Here is a 20,532-nt window from a genome sequence, read left to right on the forward strand (position 1 = left end):
CCCCCGCAAGGGGGGAGGGAACGGAGAGAGTCTTGGCGTGGCGCAGGACGGCTCGCGGCAGCATCAACTGCAAAGTCACTTCCCGCCCCCCATCCGCAGTTCCCTCGCTTTGATCCCGAGCGGAGTATGTGTCGCCGCAACAATGATGCCGCCGCTGGCGAGATGCTCGCGCATCACGCCCACGAATAGTTCCTGTCCGGCGGTGTCGAGCGCCGAGGTCGGCTCGTCCAATAGCCAGAGCGGCCGCCGCACCACGAGCAGCCGCGCGATCGACAGTCGGCGCCGCTGACCAGCCGAGAGAAAGGCCGCCGGCAGATAAGTGGCGTGGCCGAGCCCCACGGCGGTGAGGCACTCTTTGACGTCGCCGGTCGCCCCACCCAGAAAATCCCGCCAGAACGACAGGTTTTCCGCAACGCTCAGCGCAGGCTTCAATGCATCGCGGTGGCCCAGATAGTGGGATTGCTCCGGCAAGGTCAGCTCCGCCTCGCCGCCTTCCAGGCCGATCGATCCGCCCCCCGGCACCAGGAGACCCGCGATCAGGCGCAGCAGCGAGGTCTTGCCCGAGCCGTTCGGGCCGACCACGGCCAGCACTTCGCCGGAAGCGGCCTCGAAATCGAGGCCCGAGAACACCTCTCGGCCGCCTCTGACACAACTGATTTGGCGTCCCGAGAGCCGCATTTTGCTTCGTCACAGCCCTCTGAAATTGATGGGTACCGCGTCAGAATTTGTGGGTACCGCATTGCTGCAGCACGTTTGTCGCTGTGGCGGCGCTTCTAGAAAGATTCTATAAGCCCGGAACTTGATGCAGCACACAATCGGCGGCTGCAAGCCAAGAAGCCAGCCTTCCGCTGACGGTGTTTAAATACCCTTGCCGGGTATAACTAGAATTTGGGATTTCCTGACATGACCTCGCTCGACAGCTTCAAATGCCGCAAGACCCTCAAGGTTGGCAGCAAGACCTATGTTTATTACAGCCTGCCCGCCGCCGAGAAGAACGGTCTGAAGGGAATTTCCAAGCTGCCTTATTCGATGAAGGTGCTGCTCGAAAACCTGCTGCGCAACGAGGACGACCGCACGGTCAAGAAGGCTGACATCGTCGCGGTTTCGAAGTGGCTCCGGAAGCGCAAGCTCGAGCACGAGGTCGCGTTCCGCCCGGCGCGCGTATTGATGCAGGATTTCACCGGCGTGCCGGCGGTGGTCGATCTCGCCGCGATGCGTAACGCGATGCAGGCGCTCGGCGGCGATGCCGAGAAGATCAACCCGCTGGTGCCGGTCGATCTCGTCATCGACCACTCCGTCATCGTCAACTTCTTCGGTGACAACAAGGCGTTCGGCAAGAACGTCGTCGAGGAATACAAGCAGAACCAGGAACGCTACGAATTCCTGAAGTGGGGCCAGAAGGCGTTCTCGAATTTCTCCGTCGTGCCGCCCGGCACCGGCATTTGCCACCAGGTCAATCTCGAATATCTCGCGCAGACGGTGTGGACCAAGAAGGAGAAGATGACGGTCGGCAAAAAGACCGGCACCTTCGAGGTCGCCTACCCGGATTCGCTTGTCGGTACCGATTCGCACACCACCATGGTCAACGGCCTCGCCGTGCTCGGCTGGGGCGTCGGCGGTATCGAGGCAGAAGCCTGCATGCTCGGCCAGCCGCTGTCGATGCTGCTGCCGGAAGTCGTCGGTTTCAAGCTCAAGGGCCAGCTCAAGGAAGGCGTAACCGCGACCGACCTGGTGCTGACCGTGACGCAGATGCTGCGCAAGCAGGGCGTGGTCGGCAAATTCGTCGAATTCTTCGGCCCCGGCCTCGACTATCTCTCGGTGGCGGACAAGGCGACGATCGGCAACATGGCGCCGGAATACGGCGCGACCTGCGGCTTCTTCCCAGTCGATGCCGCGACCATCGATTATCTCAAGACCTCGGGCCGCAAGGCCGACCGCGTCGCGCTGGTGGCGGCCTACGCCAAGGCGCAGGGCCTGTTCCGCACGGCGAAATCGGCCGATCCGGTGTTCACGGAAACCCTGACGCTTGACCTCAAGGACGTCGTGCCGTCGATGGCGGGCCCGAAACGCCCCGAAGGCCGTGTTGCACTGCCGGCGGTTTCCACTGGCTTCGCGACCGCACTTACCAGCGAGTACAAGAAGCCCGACGCGGCTGCGAGCCGCTATCCGGTCGAGGGCCGGGATTTCGATCTCGGCCATGGCGACGTGGTGATCGCCGCGATCACCTCCTGCACCAACACCTCCAACCCGAGCGTGTTGATCGGCGCAGGCCTGCTGGCGCGCAACGCCGCCGCCAAGGGGTTGACGGCCAAGCCGTGGGTGAAGACCTCGCTCGCGCCGGGCAGCCAGGTGGTTGCGGAATATCTGGCCAATTCCGGCCTGCAGAAGGATCTCGACAAGGTCGGCTTCAACCTGGTCGGCTTCGGCTGCACCACCTGCATCGGCAATTCCGGACCGCTGCCGGAGGACATTTCGAAGTCGATCAACGACAACGGCATCGTTGCTGCGGCCGTGCTGTCCGGTAACCGCAATTTTGAGGGCCGCGTCAGCCCGGACGTGCAGGCAAACTATCTGGCGTCGCCGCCGCTGGTCGTCGCCTATGCGCTGGCGGGCACGGTGACCAAGGACCTCGCGGTCGAGCCGATCGGCACCGGCAAGGACGGCAAGCCGGTGTATCTGAAGGACATCTGGCCGACCGCGAAGGAGATCAATGCTTTCATGAAGAAGTTCGTGACAGCCACGATCTTCAAGAAGCGCTACGCCGACGTGTTCAAGGGCGACACCAACTGGCGCAAGATCAAGACGGTCGAGAGCGAGACCTATCGCTGGAACATGAGCTCGACCTATGTGCAGAACCCGCCCTATTTCGAAGGCATGAAGAAGCAGCCCGATCCGATCTCAGACGTGGTCGACGCGCGGATCCTGGCGATGTTCGGCGACAAGATCACCACCGACCACATCTCGCCGGCCGGCTCGATCAAGCTGACTTCGCCGGCTGGAAAATTCCTCAGCGAGCACCAGGTCCGGCCCGCCGACTTCAACCAGTACGGCACGCGGCGCGGCAACCACGAGATCATGATGCGCGGCACCTTCGCCAACATCCGCATCAAGAACTTCATGCTGAAGGGCGCTGACGGCAATATTCCGGAGGGCGGATTAACCAAGCACTGGCCCGACGGCGAGCAGATGTCGATCTACGACGCGGCGATGAAGTATCAGCAGGAAAGCGTGCCGCTGGTGGTGTTCGCGGGCGCCGAATACGGCAATGGCTCCTCGCGCGACTGGGCCGCGAAGGGCACCCGCCTGCTCGGCGTCCGCGCCGTGATCTGCCAGAGCTTCGAGCGCATCCATCGCTCCAACCTGGTCGGCATGGGCGTGTTGCCGCTGACCTTCGAAGACGGCACGTCGTGGACATCGCTCGGCCTCAAGGGCGACGAGACGGTGACGATTCGCGGGCTCCAGGGTGATTTGAAGCCGCGCCAGACCCTGACGGCCGAGGTCGTGTCCGGCGACGGTTCGCTGCAGCGCGTGCCGCTGCTCTGTCGCATCGATACCCTCGATGAGCTCGAGTACTACCGAAACGGCGGCATTCTGCATTACGTGCTGCGCAGACTCGCGGCTTAACGCGGATTTGTGATCGGTGCCTCACTTCGAAGTGAGTAGCGAGCAAGGAGAAGGCGGCCTATGACAGGGCCGCTTTCGTGCGTCTGGGGCACGCCTTTGGGATATCAAATCATGCCCCGTACAATTACGGATGGAAAACGCTACGCCTGGTTCGCACGATGACAGCGATGATGGCCTACAACTTCATATCGCGATGGTCCGGCGCGCTCGGCGTTTGCGCGATCATCGCCATCATCCGTCCGGCTCATGCCGATCCGCGCACCGTGGTCGAATTGTTCACCTCGCAAGGCTGTTCGTCGTGCCCGCCGGCCGACCAGATCGTCGGCGAGCTCGCCCAGGATCCGTCCATCATCGCGCTGAGCATGCCGATCGACTACTGGGACTATCTTGGCTGGAAGGACACGCTGGCGGACTCGCGTTTCAGCGCGCGTCAGAAGGCCTATTCGCATGTGCGTGGCGATCGTAACCTCTACACGCCACAGATGATCGTCAACGGCTCGGCGCAGGTGATCGGCAGCGATCGCGCCGCTATCGAAAGCGCCATCAAGAATACCAGCAAGACTGAAGGCGTGATGTCGGTGCCGGTAAAGATGAAGTTGTCGGGCAAGCTGCTCAATATCTCGGTAGAGGCGAGCAAGGTGCCGACGGCGGGCCGGGGCGAAGTCTGGATCTGCTCGGTCTCGAAGGCGGTGCCGATCTCGATCGGGCGCGGTGAGAATCGCGGCCAGCAACTCACCTACTACAACGTGGTACGCAACCTCGTGAAGGTCGGCGACTGGAACGGCGGCTCGGGAAGCTGGACTATTCCGCTTGAAAATATTTCCCGCGACGGCGTGGACGCCGCGGTCGTCTACGTCCAGGACGGCAGTCGCGACAAGCCGGGCGCGATGCTCGGCGCCGCCATGACGGCGCTGCGCTAGTTCTGTTCTCGAAATTTTCTTGGATGGATGCGCTTGGGCGCCGGCGAAGCCTGTGGCGAGCAGACGCGCATCCCGCGCAGCTCGCGACCCCCAAACGAAACTCGCGGCCCCAAACGAAAAAGGACCAACTTTCGTTGGCCCAGTATCGGGATTAACTCCCTCCTGCGAACAGGCCCGATCCCGACGGCCCCGGGGGGCTGGGGGCTGAGGAATCCGGAACCGAAAGGACCGGGCCAACGCAGGATTTTCTTTTCGCAATTTAGCGGGGCGGACGGTTGGCGGAAGTAGGGCAGCAATAAGATTCCGCTAACGATCCCGTGAATCGATATTTCCTGGGATATCGGGGCATCCGCCGCAGTTTCCTTCGTATTTACACCCCCTTGCGGCGCCCCGTGGTTAGCGCGATCATGTAAATTGGATGACAGGAGGCGCTCCATGACCCTGATATCGGAGGACACCGATCCGAGCGACAGCCGCGCAGTGGCGCGCGTCGCCACTGCGAGCACGCCGCCGAATCGCATCACGTTCAATCGTCTCGAACTCAACCGTATCCTCAATCTCTATGGGCGCATGGTCGCCGACGGCGAGTGGCGCGACTATGCCATCGACTTTCTGAAAGACCGCGCGGTGTTCTCCGTATTCCGCCGCGCTTCCGAAGTTCCGATCTACCGCATCGAGAAAGATCCGCGGCTCGCGCGCAAGCAGGGCATGTACAGCGTGATCTCGGCGACCGGACTGATCCTGCGCCGCGGCCATGAACTCGAGCGCGTGCTGCTGGTGATCGACCGCAAGTTGGCGGTGGTTTAGGCGGGCCGCTGTAGGGTGGGCAAACCCTACTGCGTCATAAGTTCCTCATGGTGAGGAGCGCGAAGCGCGTCTCGAACCATGAGGCCCCGTCTGTGGCCTACATCCTTCGAGACGCCCGCTCTGCGGGCTCCTCAGGATGAGGGTTTGAACGGGTGTGACGCAGTAGAACAAAGGCGCGATCGCGCCGTGCCCACCATCCCTCCCTGGACTGCTACCCCAGTGGTGGGCACGCTTCGCTTCGCCCACCCTACAGAGCTACTTTGCATGGGGTTGTTTTCGCGATTCTGAGTGTGGGCCTGCCGGTGTACCGCGAAAGAGGCGCCACGCGTTATCCAGACTACGAAGTGGGGACCGTCGTGCTGCCTTCGCCCAGCGCACGCTGCATCATGACCGTGTCAAGCCAGCGTCCAAATTTGAAGCCGACGCTCGGATGGGTTCCGATCATCTGGAAGCCAGTCTTGGTGTGAACCCCGATCGAACCGGCATTGGCGGAATCGCCGATCACCGCGATCATCTGCCGGTAGCCGCGCGCCTCGCATTCGGCGATCAGCCGCTGCATCAACTGCAGGCCAATGCCGCGCCGGTGAGTCGATGGTTTCAGGTAAACCGAGTTCTCTACGGTGAAGCGATAGGCCGGCCGCGGCCGGTATGGCCCGGCATAGGCGTATCCGATCACCTGGCCTTCGATGGCTGCGACGAAATAGGGAAAGCCGCCATCCGACAGCGCCCTGAACCGCCGGGTCATCTCAGTGAGATCGGGTGGGATCAGCTCGAACGTCGCGGTGCCGTAGCGTACCGCGTGCTCGTAGATTTCGGTGATGGCGGGGAGGTCGGCCTCGGTGGCGGGCCGGATTTCGGGAGCGGACATGCGGGTAGAATATTTTTGTCGCGGGCAAAAGAAAAGCCCCGGCCGCGAGGCCGGGGCTTTAGCTCTTGAACCTGGTCGGCAGCGGCTAGTCGCGCTGGCCGAGGAGCTGCAGGAGCAGCGTGAACAGGTTGATGAAGTTCAGGTAGAGCGACAGTGCACCGGTAATCGCCGCGCGCTCTTCAACGTCAGCGCCTCCCGAAGCGTAGCCGTAGATGTACTCGTTCTTCAGCCGCTGGGTATCCCAGGCGGTGAGGCCCGCGAACACCAGCACGCCGACCACCGACACGATGAACTGCAGCATCGAGCTCGCCAGGAACAGGTTGACCAGGCTCGCGATGATGACGCCGATCAGGCCCATGAACAGGAACGACCCCATGCCGCTCATGTCACGCTTGGTGGTGTAGCCGTAGAGGCTCAGCGCACCGAAGGTCGCAGCGGTGATGAAGAACACCCGAACGATCGAGGTGTGCGTATACACCAGGAAGATCGACGACAGCGAAATGCCCATCAGCGCCGAGAACACCCAGAACAGCATCTGGGCGGTCGCGGGCCGCAGCCGGTTGATGCCGGCCGAGATCGCGAACACCATCGCCAGCGGCGCGAGGATGAACAGCCACTTCAGCGGGCTGACATACATCGCGTAGCCGAACTGCGTCAGGTAGGCGTTGCCGAACCTGGCGGCGGCCCCGGCCTGGTCGGTCGTCACCGCGGCCATGTAGACGCCGAGCGCCGCAAGGCCGGTGATCGCCAGGCCGATGCTCATGTAGTTGTAGATGCGCAGCATGTAGGCGCGCAGACCGGCATCGACGGCCGCGGCGTCAACGCGTCCGGCAGCCCGGCCGAAAGGAGATACGTAGTTACGGTCTAGGTCCGACATGGTCGAATTCCCGTTGGTTGCCCGGCGGAGCGCAAGGGGTTTGCGGCGCCGGTTGGATTTCTATCTCAGATGTCCCGATCTGCCGACGTTTATCTGTTTATCTAACGTCATCAACCCGGCCACTGATCTTGGCTGGTATGTGGGAAACTAACACATTCGACGCAAGCTTCCACGCGCGGCTGAATGTCGCTTCTGCCGGCTATTTCCGGGTAAAAGCAGTGTTAACCCCTGCCTTCCGCCGCTACAAATTGTCACAAATTCCGTAACACGGTGGCCGGCTTTTGGTTCAGGGCCAACAACGTTCCGGCGAGCCCCAGCCCCACCGTGACGATCAGGGCGGCTGCGACCACCCCGGCCGCGCTGCCGGCCTGCCAGATGAAGCTGAGCGTCATCAGCCTGGTTACGATCAGCCACGCGGCGATCGATCCCGCGATCACGCCGAATATGGCGGTCGCGAGGCCGATCATGAGGTACTCGAGCGCATAGGCCCCGAGCAGACGCACCCGGGTTGCGCCGAGCGTCTTCAGGATGACCGCGTCATAGACCCGGTGGCGATGGCCGGCGGCGAGCGCGCCGCCGAGCACCAGGATCGCCGAGATCAGCGTCACCGCGCTGGCGCCGCGGATGGCGAGCACGAGGTTGGTAACGACGGTGCCGACGGTCTCGAGCGCCTCGCGGACCCGGACGCTGGTCACCATCGGAAAGGCGTCCGCCACCTGCTTGATGATTCGGGCGTCGCCTGCCGGGTCGGGGTGGACCTCGGATAGGGTGGCGACATGGCTGTGCGGCGCGCCCTTGAACGCGTTGGGTGAGAACACCAGCACGAAATTGATGCCGAGCCCCTGCCAGTCGACGTTGCGCAGATTGCTGATTTTGGCCGAAATGTCGCGGCCGAGTACGTTGACGACGATCTCGTCGCCGATCTTGAGCTTCAGCCCGTCGGCGATCTTCTTCTCCAGCGAGACCAGCGGCGGCCCCTTGTAGTCCGCGCTCCACCATTCGCCTTCGACCACCTTCGAGCCTTTTGGAACTTCGCCGGTATAGGTCAGGCCGCGGTCACTCTGCAGCACCCATTCGGTATCCTGCGAAGGCTTGAGTTCGTCCGCCTTGACGCTGCGGGCGGCAACGATGCGCCCGCGCAGCATCGGCACGTCGTCGACGGTGGATTGCGGCGCGATCTGCTCGAGGAAGGCGCCGAAGCGGTCGGCGTCGGCGGTCGGAATGTCGATGAAGTAGAACGAGGGCGCGCGCTCCGGCAGGGCGGCCAGGAACTGCCGGCGCAGATTGCCGTCGATCTGGGTAATGGTGACGAGGACCGCGAGCCCAAGCCCGAGCGACATCACAACCGACGGCGTCAGTGCGCCGGGCCGGTAGATATTGGCAATCGCCAGCCGCAGCATGGTGATGCTGGACCGCGGCAGGCGCCGCGCCAGCGCCATCAGGCCGGCGGCGACGCCGCGCAACAGCGCAAACACCGCAACCGAAGCGACGACGAACACGGCGGCGACCCGCTTGTCATAGGCCAGCCCGATCGCGACCGCGACAAGGAGTATGATCACCACGGCCATCAGCGCGAGATAGCTCCAGCGCGGGCGGTGCCATTCGCGGGCGACCTCTTCGCGGAACAATGCCGCGACCGGGACATCATGGACCCGGCCGAGCGGCCATAGCCCGAAGGCGAGCGCGGTGAGCAAGCCGTAGAGGAACGACAGCGCCAGTTCGTCGGCGTGCAGGGCAGGGATCACCGGCAGCGGCAACAGCTTGCCGAACAGGCCGACGATGACAAACGGCAAGGCCGCGCCGGCGACAAGCCCGATTATCGAGCCGATCCCGGCGAGCACGATCACCTGAGTCAGGTAGATGGTGAAGACGTCGCGCCCGGTGGCGCCAAGCGCCTTGAACGAGGCGATGACGTCGCGTCGGCGATCGATATGGCTCTTGACGGCGTTGGCGACGCCGACGCCGCCGACCAGAAGGGCCGCGAGGCCAACCAGCGTCAGGAATTGGGTGAAGCGGTTGATGGTGCGTTCGAGCTGCGGCGAGGCATTGTCGCGGCTGCGGATCCACCAGCCGGCTTCCGGCAAGGCGCTCCGGGCGCTGTTGACCAACTGGGCCGCGGCGCGTTCGTCGGCCGCATTGTCCGGCAATTTTACCCGGTACATCCAGCGCACCAGGCTGCCCGGCTGCAGCAATCCGCTGGCGCGCAGGCTCTGCTCGCTGACCAGAACCCGCGGGCCCAGGCCGACATTGCCGGCGAGCTTGTCCGGCTCGGCGCCAACCACGCTGCGAATCTGGATCGTGGCATTGCCAATGCCGATGCGGTCGCCAACTTTGAGGTCGAGTCGCGCCAGCAGGGTGGAATCGACCGCCGCGCCGAACGCGCCATCGCGTTCGGCCAGCAGATCCGACATCGGCATTTGGGGATCAAGCGTCAACTGTCCGAGCATCGGATAATTGCCGTCGACCGCCTTGAGCTCGACCAGCGCCAGCTTGCCGTCGCTGGCGCGGGCCATCACCCGCAGCGCGGCCGCAACCGACACTTGGCCGCGCGCGCGTAGGAAAGCCAGTTCCTCCGGCTTGGCTTCGCGCTGGATCAGCGAGAATGCGACATCGCCGCCGAGCAATGTTCGGCCCTCGCGGGTCAGACCTTCGCTAAGGCTTGCCGCCACCGAGCCGACGCCGGCAATTGCCATGACGCCGAGCGCAATGCAGGCGATAAAGACGTAAAAGCCACGCAGGCCGCCGCGCAATTCGCGAAGCGCGTAACGCAGCGCCAGCGAGGATGCGCGGCTCTTGTAGACCGGCTCGGAAATCGCGGTCATGAGTGCCCGTCGATCCGGCCGGAGCGCAGCCGCACCACGCGGTCGCAGCGCTGCGCCAGCGAGCTGTCGTGCGTCACCAGCACCAGCGTCATGCCGCGCTCGGCATGTTTGGTGAAGAGCATGTCGACGATCTGCTTGCCGGTGGTTTCATCGAGATTGCCGGTCGGCTCGTCCGCGACGAGAATGGCGGGATCAGGCGCCAGGGCGCGAGCCAGCGCTACGCGCTGCTGTTCGCCACCGGACAATTGGGTCGGGTAATGATGCAGGCGCTCGCCGAGGCCGACCGACGCCAGTTCCTTCGCCGCGCGCTCCGCCGCGTCGGGACTACCGGCAAGCTCCAGCGGCACGGCTACGTTTTCCAGCGCCGTCATGGTCGGGATCAGATGAAACGACTGGAATACGATGCCGACCTGGCGGCCGCGGAAGCGGGCGAGGGCGTCCTCGTCGAGGGCATTGAACGGGGTGCCGTTGACCACCACCTCTCCGCTGTCAGGACGTTCCAACCCCGCCATCACCATCAGCAAGGTCGATTTGCCCGAACCTGACGGCCCGATCAGGCCGATCGCCTCGCCGGATGCCACACGAAGGCTGATATCTTTCAGGATATGAACGCGGGCGGCGCCTGTGCCGAGCGAGAGGTTGACGTTGGAGATGGAAATGGTGTCCGGCCCGACGCCGGTCAGTGAAGAGGGTTCGATGAGACTGTCCATGGCTCGGTCATATGGCACTTCCACCGCTCGGGTCGAGGGCTTGAAACGGATGTTTGCGCACATACGCGTGTTGATTGTGGCTTTGATGACGGCCGGGCCGGTTTTGGCTCAGACTCAAGCCCCGGCCACGGCGCCCGCCAAACCGGTCAAAATGGTCGTCCTCGGTGATTCCTTGAGCGCTGGCCTCGGCCTGTCTGCGCCGGCGGCGTTCCCCGCCCGCCTGCAAAAAGCGTTAAGCGACAAGGGGATAAAGGTCGATATGGTCAACGCGGGGGTGTCCGGCGATACCACGTCCGGCGGCCGCGACCGGCTGGACTGGTCGATCCCGGAGGGAACCGAGGCGGTGATTCTCGAGCTCGGCGCCAACGATGCGCTCCGCGGGATCGATCCCGCCGTCACCCGTGCGGCGCTGAGCGACATCCTGACCCGGCTGAAGGCACGCAAGATCGCGGTTCTGTTGTGCGGGATGCTGGCGCCGCCCAATTACGGCAGCGAATATGCGGCGCGCTTCAACGCCATCTATCCGGAGCTGTCCAAATCGTTCGGGGTGCCGCTCTACCCATTTTTCCTGGAGGGGGTTGCGAGTGAGGCCAAGCTCAACCAGGCCGACGGAATTCATCCGACCGCCGAGGGTGTCGATATCATCGTGAAGAATATTCTGCCCATGGTAGAGGCATTTATCGGCACGATCTCCGGGCAGCGGAGTTGAAAAAGCAGCAACGAATGAGGTTACCCCAAGGTTTTCCCGTAGCATTGCGGAGTGCTCGCCCCGCGCGCTTCGCAGAGTCACATAAGTCGGATAGAAAATAACTATCGGTGATTCGTCACCGGGCGCTGTTACAGGACATGGTCCTTTTCAAGGTCATGCCCAAGCATCGGGAGTCATGCGATGCCGCGTTTGTTTGCTGGACTGGAAATTCCGGCCGAGATCGGCCAGAGCCTTTCCAATTTGCGTGGCGGCCTTCCCGGCGCACGCTGGATCGATCCCGAAAATTATCACGTCACCTTGCGCTTCATCGGCGACATCGACGGCATGTCGGCGAATGAAATCGCCTCGATGCTGTTTCGGGTCAACCGCAAGCCGTTCGAGGTCAAGGTGCAGGGCCTGCAGAGCTTTGGCGGCAAGAAACCGCGCGCAGTGGTCGCCTCCGTCGAGCCGAGTCGACCGCTGATCGAGCTGCAGGCCGAACTCGAACGGCTGATGCAGCGGCTCGGGCTCGATCCGGAGGGGCGCAAATTCATTCCCCATGTGACGCTGGCGCGGCTGCATGACGCTTCCAGCCAGGACGTTGCCGATTATCTCTCGGTGCGCGGCTATTTCCCGAGCCGCACGTTCTGGGCTTCGCGCTTCGTGCTGTTCTCGTCCCGCGCGTCCACCGGCGGCGGGCCTTATGTGGTCGAGGATTCCTATGCGCTGAGCGCGTAGAGCTAGGCTCTTGCCGCGCCTCCGCTGTCATCATCCGCGAAAGCGGATGATCCAGTATACCAGAGACATCTCGGATCAAACCGAGGAGCCGCGGCGTACTGGATACCCGCCTTCGCGGGTATGACAGATTGTGTTACCTCCAGACCTAATTAGCGGCTTGCAATTTCCGCACGCTTGAGGCCGAAAGGGGCCATGCTGTCGACTGACCCCACCTCGTTCCGCGCACAGTATCAGGCCCTGGTTTCCTCCGGCGCGATCGAGGCCGATCCCGCGCAGGCGGATGCTGCCGAGGCGTTTGCCGCACTTGAGGAGCGGCTGTCGAGCTACAAGCCGGCGCGCAAGTTGAGCCTGCTCGGCCGGTTGTTCGGCGACAAAAGCGAGCCGCCGCCGCGCGGGCTTTACATTCACGGCGAGGTCGGCCGCGGCAAGACCATGCTGATGGACCTGTTCTTTCAGTACAGCCCGGTCCAGCGCAAGCGCCGCGCCCATTTCCACGAATTCATGGCCGAGGCGCATGAGAAGATCTACGCCTACCGCCAGAACATCGCGCGCGGTGAAATCGAAGATAGCGACGTGATCGAGCTCACGGCCAACGCGATCTTCGACGAGGCGTGGCTGCTGTGCTTCGACGAATTCCACGTCACCGACATCGCCGATGCCATGATCCTGGGCCGGCTGTTCTCAAAACTGTTCGAACTCGGCACCGTCGTGGTCGCGACGTCGAACGTCGCCCCCGAGGACCTCTACAAGGGTGGGCTCAACCGCGCGCTGTTCCTGCCGTTCATTTCGCAGATCGAAGACCGCATGGATGTGCTGCGGCTCGATGCCCGCACCGATTTCCGGCTGGAAAAACTGACCGGCGTGAAGATGTGGCTGGTGCCGCCGGATGATGAAGCTGGCGCCGCGCTCGACCGCGCCTGGGGCAAGATGACCGGCAACGCGCCGTGCAAGCCGCGCGACATTGCGATCAAGGGCCGCGTCCTGCGCGTGCCCTGTTCGGCGCACGGCGTGGCGCGATTTTCCTTTGCCGATATCTGCGAAAAGCCGTTGGCCGCGTCGGACTATCTGCGGCTGGCGCACGACTATCACACCATCCTGATCGATCGCATTCCAGTGATGGATTACGCCGAGCGCAACGCCGCCAAGCGCTTTATCTCGCTGATCGACACGCTCTACGATAATGCCGTGAAGCTGATGGCCTCGGCCGAGGCCGATCCGGTGTCGCTGTATGTCGCTGCCGAGGGCGTTGAAGCCAACGAGTTCAAGCGGACCGCGTCGCGTCTGATCGAAATGAGCTCTGAGTCCTACCTCGCGCTGCCGCACGGACGGAAGGATTCCGCGGCCAGCGGATCGAGCACGGGGCTGGTGGAGACGTAGTCTCTTCCGTCATTGGTCTTTCCCCGTCATTGCGAGGAGCCAACGGGTCGCGCGAATGCGCGCCCGATGACAGGCTCCGCGACGAAGCAATCCATCTATCCCCGAGTGGAGAGGTGGATTGCTTCGCTTCGCTCGCAATGACGGGGATGACGGTCGTGGCATACCTGATCGAAATCCAGGCGCGGCCTTAGAATCGGGCATGCCCCGGCTTGAACCGGCCATTCGAAAGGGATAACCAGCCATCCGACTGATTATCCACCCCTCACTCTTCGTCTCAGAAGGACAAATTTCCCATGGCGCGCGACAAGATTGCTTTGATTGGCTCCGGTCAGATCGGCGGAACGCTGGCTCACCTCGTCGGCCTGAAGGAGCTTGGCGACGTCGTGATGTTCGACATCGCCGAGGGCGTCCCCCAGGGTAAAGCGCTCGATATCGCGCAATCTTCGCCGGTCGACGGTTTCGACGCTCATCTCACAGGCGCCAATTCCTATGAGGCGCTCGATGGCGCCAAGGTCTGCATCGTCACCGCCGGTGTGCCGCGCAAGCCCGGCATGAGCCGCGACGATCTCCTGAGCATCAATCTCAAGGTCATGGAGCAGGTCGGCGCCGGCATCAAGAAGTATGCGCCCGATGCGTTCGTCATCTGCATCACCAACCCGCTGGATGCGATGGTATGGGCGCTGCAGAAGGCTTCCGGTCTGCCGCACAAGAAGGTGGTCGGCATGGCTGGTGTGCTCGACTCCGCGCGGTTCCGCTATTTCCTGGCCGACGAATTCCACGTCTCGGTCGAGGACGTTACCGCTTTCGTGCTCGGCGGCCATGGCGACACCATGGTGCCGCTGACGCGCTACTCCACGGTCGCTGGCATTCCGCTGCCTGACCTCGTCAAGATGGGCTGGACCTCGCAGACGCGCATCGACGAGATCGTCGACCGCACCCGCAACGGCGGCGCCGAGATCGTCAATCTCCTGAAAACCGGTTCGGCGTTCTACGCGCCGGCCGCTTCGGCAATCGCGATGGCCGAGAGCTATCTGAAGGACAAGAAGCGCGTGCTGCCCTGCGCCGCCTATCTCAACGGCGAGTACAGCGTGAAGGACATGTATGTCGGCGTCCCCGTCGTGATCGGCTCGAAGGGCGTCGAGCGCATCGTCGAGATCGAGCTGGCCGGCAAGGATCGCGAAGCCTTCGACAAGTCGGTCGGCGCGGTTCAGGGACTGGTCGATGCCTGCAAGAAGATCGCGCCCGACCTGCTCGGTCGTTGATTTTACTCGGCTTTCGCCCCTTGCCGGGGCGAAAGCTTTTTCAGGGTTGCAGTTATCTTGGTATATGGTATGCCAACTACCAATGCCGGTGAACTGTAGAACTCGCCGCTAGGGATTTTGGGGAGCGTCCAAATGAATATCCACGAATACCAGGCCAAGGCTCTGCTGCATGAATTCGGCGTGCCGATTTCGCGTGGCGTGCCTGTCTTGAAGGCCTCGGATTCGGAAGCCGCCGCCAAACAGCTTCCCGGCCCGATTTGGGTGGTGAAGAGCCAGATCCATGCCGGCGGCCGCGGCAAGGGCAAATTCAAGGAAGCTTCCGCCGGCGACAAGGGCGGCGTCCGCATCGCGAAATCAGTCGCCGAGGTCAACGAATTCGCCAAGCAGATGCTGGGGGCGACGCTGGTCACGGTGCAGACCGGCCCGCAGGGCAAGCAGGTCAATCGCCTCTACATCGAGGAAGGCTCCGACATCGACAAGGAGTTCTATCTCTCAATCCTGGTCGATCGTGAAACTTCTAAAGTCGCGTTCGTGGTCTCGACCGAAGGCGGCGTCAATATCGAGGACGTCGCCCACAACACGCCTGAGAAGATCGTGACCTTCTCCGTCGATCCGGCAACCGGCATCATGGCTCATCACGGCCGCACGGTCGCGAAAGCCCTGAAGCTCACCGGCGATCTCGCCAAGCAGGCGGAGAAGCTGGTGACGCAGCTCTACACGGCCTTCGTTGCCAAGGACATGGCGATGCTGGAGATCAATCCGCTCGTCGTCACCAAGCAGGGCGAACTGCGCGTGCTCGATGCCAAGGTGTCGTTCGATGACAACGCGCTGTTCCGCCATCCCGAAGTGGCGGTGGCGTTGCGCGATTTGACCGAGGAAGACGCCAAGGAAGTCGAGGCGTCGAAGTACGATCTCAACTACGTCACGCTCGACGGCACCATCGGCTGCATGGTCAACGGCGCCGGCCTTGCCATGGCGACCATGGACATCATCAAGCTCTACGGCATGGAGCCCGCCAACTTCCTCGACGTCGGCGGCGGCGCCAGCAAGGAAAAGGTCGCGGCGGCGTTCAAGATCATCACCGCGGACCCGAACGTGAAGGGCATCCTGGTCAATATCTTCGGCGGCATCATGAAATGCGATATCATCGCCGAAGGCGTGGTCGCCGCGGTGAAGGAAGTCGGCCTGAAAGTGCCGCTGGTGGTGCGGCTCGAAGGCACCAATGTCGACGCTGGCAAGCAGATCATCCGCGAATCCGGCCTCAACGTGGTGCCGGCCGACAATCTCGACGATGCCGCACAGAAAATCGTGAAAGCCGTCAAGGGAGGCTAGCGATGCCTGACCGTCTCGCCGCTCCGACACCGCTGGAAGAACACCGCAAGCTCGCGGTTTTTGCGGGCGAGTGGGCCGGCGAGGAAATGGTCTACCCGTCGCGCTGGACCGCGGGCGGTCCGGCGACCTCGCATGTGGTCGCGCGGATGGATCTCAACGGCTTCTACCTGATCCAGGATGCCCGCCAGATGCGCGACGGCAAGGAGACTTTCGCCACCCACGGCGTGTTCACCTATGACCGTGACGACCGGACCTACAAATTATTCTGGCACGATTCGCTCGGCTACTATTCGCCGGCACCTGCCTCCGGCACCTGGGTCGGCAACAAGCTGACCTTGGTGCGCGGCTCGCTGCGCGGCAATGCGCGCCACGTATATGAAGTCCTCGATGACAGCAACTACACCATGAAGATCCAGTTCTCGCCTGATGCCGAAGGATGGGCCGACGTGCTCACCGGGTCGTACCGGCGCATTCATTAACCCCTCGTTCACGGTCACCGAAGAAAGCGTTCGCAACCATGTCCGTTCTGATCGACAGCAACACCAAAGTCATCTGCCAGGGTTTTACGGGCAAGAACGGCACGTTCCATTCGGAAGCCGCGATCGCTTACGGCACCAAGATGGTCGGCGGCACCTCGCCGGGCAAAGGCGGCTCGACCCATCTCGGCTTGCCCGTCTTCGACACCGTTCGTGAGGCGCGTGAGAAGACCGGCGCTGACGCCAGCGTGATCTATGTCCCGCCGCCGGGTGCGGCAGACGCGATCTGCGAAGCGATCGACGCGGAAATTCCGCTGATCGTCTGCATCACCGAGGGCATTCCGGTGCTCGACATGGTGCGCGTCAAGCGTTCGCTGTCGGGATCGAAGTCGCGGCTGATCGGGCCGAACTGCCCGGGCGTGATGACCGCGGGCGAATGCAAGATCGGCATCATGCCGGCCAACATCTTCAAGCCGGGCAGCGTCGGGATCGTTTCCCGATCCGGCACGTTGACCTATGAGGCCGTGTTCCAGACCACCCAGGAGGGCCTCGGCCAGACCACCGCGGTCGGCATCGGCGGCGACCCGGTCAAAGGGACCGAATTCATCGACGTGCTGGAGATGTTCCTCAAGGACGAGAAAACCACCTCGATCATCATGATCGGTGAAATCGGCGGCTCGGCCGAGGAAGACGCCGCCCAGTTCATCAAGGACGAGGCCAAGCGCGGCCGGAAAAAGCCGATGGTTGGCTTCATCGCTGGCGTCACCGCCCCTCCCGGCCGCCGCATGGGCCATGCCGGCGCCATCATTTCCGGCGGCAAGGGCGACGCCGGATCCAAGACGGCGGCCATGGAAGCGGCCGGAATTACGGTATCTCCGTCGCCGGCACGGCTTGGACATACCCTTGCCGAAAAATTGAAGTCTTAATTCAGTCCTTGGTCCTTTTAGGCGGGAATATCCGTCTTAAATAGGGTAAAGCTTCTTACCGAGCTGGTTCGGGCCTCCCGGACCGGCTACAGCGCCGTTTTCCACGCGCAAAGCGAAACTCACCAGGACGCCATCATGTCTCGCCAGGACGCGAACGCAGCATTTGCCCTTTCCTCATTTTTGCAAGGCACCAACGCCACCTATATCGACGAGCTCTACGCCCGCTACGAGCAGGACCCCGGCTCGGTCGACAGCGACTGGCAGGAATTCTTCAAGAGCCTGAAAGACACCCCGGCCGACGTCCAGAAGAACGCCGAGGGTCCGTCCTGGGGCCGCGACAACTGGCCGATCACGCCGCAGGACGAACTGACCTCGGCGCTGGACGGTAACTGGGTCACCGTCGAGAAGGCCGTCGGTGCCAAGCTGGCCGCCAAGGCGCAGGCCAGGGGCGCCGAACTATCCCCTGCTGACGTCAACCAGGCGACGCGCGATTCGGTTCGCGCCCTGATGCTGATCCGCGCCTACCGCATGCGCGGTCATTTCCACGCCAAGCTCGATCCGCTCGGCATCGAGGCGCCGCGTGATCGCGAGGAGCTTGATCCGCGGACCTATGGCTTCACCGAGGCCGATTTCGACCGCAAGATCTTCCTCGACCATGTGCTCGGCCTCGAATACGGCACCTTGCGCGAGATCGTCGCGATCTGTGAACGCACCTACTGCCAGACGCTCGGCGTCGAGTTCATGCACATCAGCAACGCGGCGCAGAAGGCCTGGATCCAGGAACGCATCGAGGGTCCGGACAAGGAAATCAGTTTTACGCGAGAGGGACGCCGCGCGATCCTGAACAAGCTGGTCGAGGCCGAGGGTTTTGAAAAGTTCTGCGATCTCAAGTTTACGGGCACCAAGCGCTTCGGCCTCGACGGCGCTGAATCGCTGATCCCCGCGCTGGAGCAGATCATCAAGCGCGGCGGCAATCTCGGCGTGAAGGAAATCGTTTTGGGCATGCCGCATCGCGGCCGGCTCAATGTGCTGACCCAAGTGATGGGTAAGCCGCATCGCGCGCTGTTTCACGAATTCAAGGGCGGCTCCGCCAATCCGGACGCGGTCGAAGGCTCTGGCGACGTCAAGTACCATCTGGGCGCGTCGTCCGACCGCGAATTCGACGGCAACAAGATCCATCTGTCGCTGACCGCCAACCCGTCGCATCTGGAAATCGTCGATCCCGTGGTGCTCGGCAAGGTGCGCGCCAAGCAGGACCAGCATGGCGATCCGCCGGACATGCGCATTTCCGTGCTGCCGATGCTGATGCATGGCGACGCGGCGTTCGCCGGCCAGGGCGTGGTGGCGGAATGCTTCAGCCTGTCCGACCTGAAGGGCTACCGCACCGGCGGCTCGCTGCATTTCATCGTCAACAACCAGATCGGTTTCACCACCTATCCGCGCTATTCGCGCTCCTCGCCCTATCCGTCCGACGTGGCGAAGATGATCGACGCGCCGATCTTTCATGTGAACGGCGACGATCCGGAAGCGGTGGTGTTCGCCGCCAAGGTCGCGATCGAGTTCCGGCAGAAATTCCACAAGCCGGTCGTGATCGACATGTTTTGCTATCGCCGCCACGGCCACAACGAGGGCGACGAGCCGGCGTTCACCCAGCCCGTGATGTACAAGCGGATCGGCTCGCATCCGTCCACGCTGGAAATCTACGCCAAGCGATTGATCGCCGACGGCGTGATGACCGAGGGCGAGGTCGATAAGACCAAGGCCGACTGGCGCGCTCGGCTCGATGCCGAGCTTGAGGCGGGCTCCGGCTACAAGCCCAACAAGGCCGACTGGCTCGACGGCAAATGGGCCGGCTTCAAATCCGCCGACCAGGAAGAAGATGCCCGCCGCGGCGTCACCGGCGTCGATGTCGGCATCCTCAAGGATATCGGGCGCAAGATCACCAAGGTGCCGGACGGTTTCCGGGTTCACCGCACGATCCAGCGTTTCCTGGAAAACCGCGCCAAGGCCATCGACAACGGTGTCGGCATCGACTGGGCGACCGGCGAAGCGCTGGCATTCTGCACGCTGATGCAGGAAGGCCACCACGTCCGGCTATCCGGCCAGGATTCCGAACGCGGCACCTTCTCGCAGCGCCATTCGGTGCTGATCGACCAGGAAGACGAGAGCCGCTACACGCCGTTCAATCACCTTGGCCACGATCAGGGCCACTACGAGGTCATCAACTCGCTGCTGTCCGAAGAGGCGGTGCTCGGCTTCGAGTACGGTTATTCGCTGGCCGAGCCGAAGGCGCTGGCGATGTGGGAAGCCCAGTTCGGCGACTTCGCCAACGGTGCGCAGGTGCTGTTCGACCAGTTCATCTCATCTGGCGAACGCAAATGGCTGCGCATGTCCGGTCTCGTCTGCCTGCTGCCACATGGCTATGAAGGGCAGGGACCGGAGCACTCCTCGGCGCGGCTCGAGCGTTTCCTGCAGATGTGCGCCGAAGACAACATGCAGGTGGTGTATCCGACCACGCCGGCGAATTACTTCCACGTGCTACGGCGCCAGTTACATCGCGAGATCCGCAAGCCGCTGATCGTGATGACGCCGAAGTCGCTGTTGCGCCACAAGCGCGCGGTTTCGCGGCTCGACGAACTCGGCAAGGACACGACCTTCCATCGCATTCTCTACGATGACGCGCAGATGCTGTCCGACGAGAAGATCAAGCTGGTGCCGGACGACAAGATCCGCCGCGTCGTGCTGTGCTCGGGCAAGGTCTATTACGATCTCTACGAGGAGCGCGAGAAGCGCGGCATCGACGACATCTACCTCCTGCGCGTCGAGCAGCTTTATCCGGTGCCGCTGAAGGCGTTGGTGCACGAGCTCGGCCGCTTCAAGAATGCCGAAGTGATCTGGTGCCAGGAAGAGCCGCGCAACATGGGTTCATGGCACTTCATCGAGCCCTATCTGGAATGGGTGCTGAACCAGATCCACGCGCCGAACCGGCGTCCGCGTTACGCCGGCCGTGCCGCCTCGGCGGCAACCGCCACCGGTTTGATGTCGAAGCATCTGGCGCAGCTCAAGGCCATGCTGGATGAGGCGCTGAACTAGCCTTCTTATCCT

General features: G+C 62.9%; 16 protein-coding genes. 11 read left to right on the plus strand and 5 right to left on the minus strand.

Annotated features, from left to right (window positions below; translation table 11 throughout):
- Positions 1–75: 75 nt before the first annotated feature.
- Positions 76–678 (minus strand): heme ABC exporter ATP-binding protein CcmA, encoded by a 603-nt coding sequence (ccmA, locus tag V1292_RS09095; RefSeq protein ID WP_334371938.1) that lies wholly within the window; start codon positions 676–678, stop codon positions 76–78.
- Between the two features lie 225 nt (positions 679–903).
- Between ccmA and acnA the strand changes: the two genes are divergently transcribed.
- From acnA to V1292_RS09110, 3 genes are all read left to right on the plus strand, one after another.
- Positions 904–3,624, plus strand: a complete 2,721-nt coding sequence (gene acnA / locus V1292_RS09100; RefSeq protein ID WP_334371940.1) for an aconitate hydratase AcnA — start codon at positions 904–906, stop codon at positions 3,622–3,624.
- 158 nt (positions 3,625–3,782) lie between these two features.
- Complete coding sequence (locus V1292_RS09105; protein ID WP_334371943.1) at positions 3,783–4,544, plus strand: DUF1223 domain-containing protein; 762 nt, start codon at positions 3,783–3,785, stop codon at positions 4,542–4,544.
- Positions 4,545–4,979: 435 nt separating this feature from the next.
- Positions 4,980–5,351, plus strand: coding sequence for a DUF2794 domain-containing protein (locus V1292_RS09110; RefSeq protein ID WP_028348488.1), 372 nt, complete (start codon positions 4,980–4,982; stop codon positions 5,349–5,351).
- 337 nt (positions 5,352–5,688) lie between these two features.
- Here the strand turns inward: V1292_RS09110 and V1292_RS09115 are convergent, their stop codons facing one another.
- The 4 genes from V1292_RS09115 to V1292_RS09130 all read right to left on the minus strand — a co-directional run bounded on the left by V1292_RS09115 (position 5,689) and on the right by V1292_RS09130 (position 10,628).
- Entirely contained in the window at positions 5,689–6,219 is a 531-nt protein-coding gene (locus V1292_RS09115) for a GNAT family N-acetyltransferase (RefSeq protein WP_334371946.1), read from the minus strand.
- Positions 6,220–6,304: 85 nt separating this feature from the next.
- A complete protein-coding gene (locus tag V1292_RS09120) occupies positions 6,305–7,096 on the minus strand; it encodes a Bax inhibitor-1/YccA family protein (RefSeq protein ID WP_028348490.1) in 792 nt (263 codons plus the stop codon).
- Positions 7,097–7,347: 251 nt separating this feature from the next.
- Positions 7,348–9,918, minus strand: coding sequence for an ABC transporter permease (locus tag V1292_RS09125; protein ID WP_334371951.1), 2,571 nt, complete (start codon positions 9,916–9,918; stop codon positions 7,348–7,350).
- Complete coding sequence (locus tag V1292_RS09130; RefSeq protein ID WP_334371954.1) at positions 9,915–10,628, minus strand: ABC transporter ATP-binding protein; 714 nt, start codon at positions 10,626–10,628, stop codon at positions 9,915–9,917. The genes V1292_RS09125 and V1292_RS09130 overlap by 4 nt, the downstream gene beginning before the upstream one ends.
- Before the next feature lie 49 nt (positions 10,629–10,677).
- Here V1292_RS09130 and V1292_RS09135 point away from each other — a divergent pair, with 49 nt between their 5' ends.
- The 8 genes from V1292_RS09135 to V1292_RS09170 all read left to right on the plus strand — a co-directional run bounded on the left by V1292_RS09135 (position 10,678) and on the right by V1292_RS09170 (position 20,520).
- A complete protein-coding gene (locus V1292_RS09135) occupies positions 10,678–11,337 on the plus strand; it encodes an arylesterase (RefSeq protein ID WP_334376976.1) in 660 nt (219 codons plus the stop codon).
- A 180-nt stretch (positions 11,338–11,517) separates the two neighbouring features.
- Entirely contained in the window at positions 11,518–12,054 is a 537-nt protein-coding gene (gene thpR, locus V1292_RS09140; protein WP_028348494.1) for an RNA 2',3'-cyclic phosphodiesterase, read from the plus strand.
- A gap of 192 nt (positions 12,055–12,246) precedes the next feature.
- Positions 12,247–13,431, plus strand: coding sequence for a cell division protein ZapE (zapE, locus tag V1292_RS09145; protein WP_334371958.1), 1,185 nt, complete (start codon positions 12,247–12,249; stop codon positions 13,429–13,431).
- Positions 13,432–13,724: 293 nt separating this feature from the next.
- Positions 13,725–14,693, plus strand: a complete 969-nt coding sequence (gene mdh, locus V1292_RS09150; RefSeq protein ID WP_065744744.1) for a malate dehydrogenase — start codon at positions 13,725–13,727, stop codon at positions 14,691–14,693.
- Positions 14,694–14,825: 132 nt separating this feature from the next.
- Positions 14,826–16,025 (plus strand): ADP-forming succinate--CoA ligase subunit beta, encoded by a 1,200-nt coding sequence (gene sucC / locus V1292_RS09155; protein WP_334371961.1) that lies wholly within the window; start codon positions 14,826–14,828, stop codon positions 16,023–16,025.
- Positions 16,026–16,027: 2 nt separating this feature from the next.
- A complete protein-coding gene (locus tag V1292_RS09160) occupies positions 16,028–16,504 on the plus strand; it encodes a DUF1579 family protein (protein WP_334371963.1) in 477 nt (158 codons plus the stop codon).
- A gap of 38 nt (positions 16,505–16,542) precedes the next feature.
- A complete protein-coding gene (sucD, locus tag V1292_RS09165; protein ID WP_057842589.1) occupies positions 16,543–17,427 on the plus strand; it encodes a succinate--CoA ligase subunit alpha in 885 nt (294 codons plus the stop codon).
- 135 nt (positions 17,428–17,562) lie between these two features.
- Complete coding sequence (locus V1292_RS09170) at positions 17,563–20,520, plus strand: 2-oxoglutarate dehydrogenase E1 component (protein WP_334371965.1); 2,958 nt, start codon at positions 17,563–17,565, stop codon at positions 20,518–20,520.
- Positions 20,521–20,532 lie beyond the last annotated feature (12 nt).

The organism is Bradyrhizobium sp. AZCC 1719, assembly GCF_036924525.1.
In the GTDB taxonomy this organism is placed as follows: Bacteria; Pseudomonadota; Alphaproteobacteria; order Rhizobiales; family Xanthobacteraceae; genus Bradyrhizobium.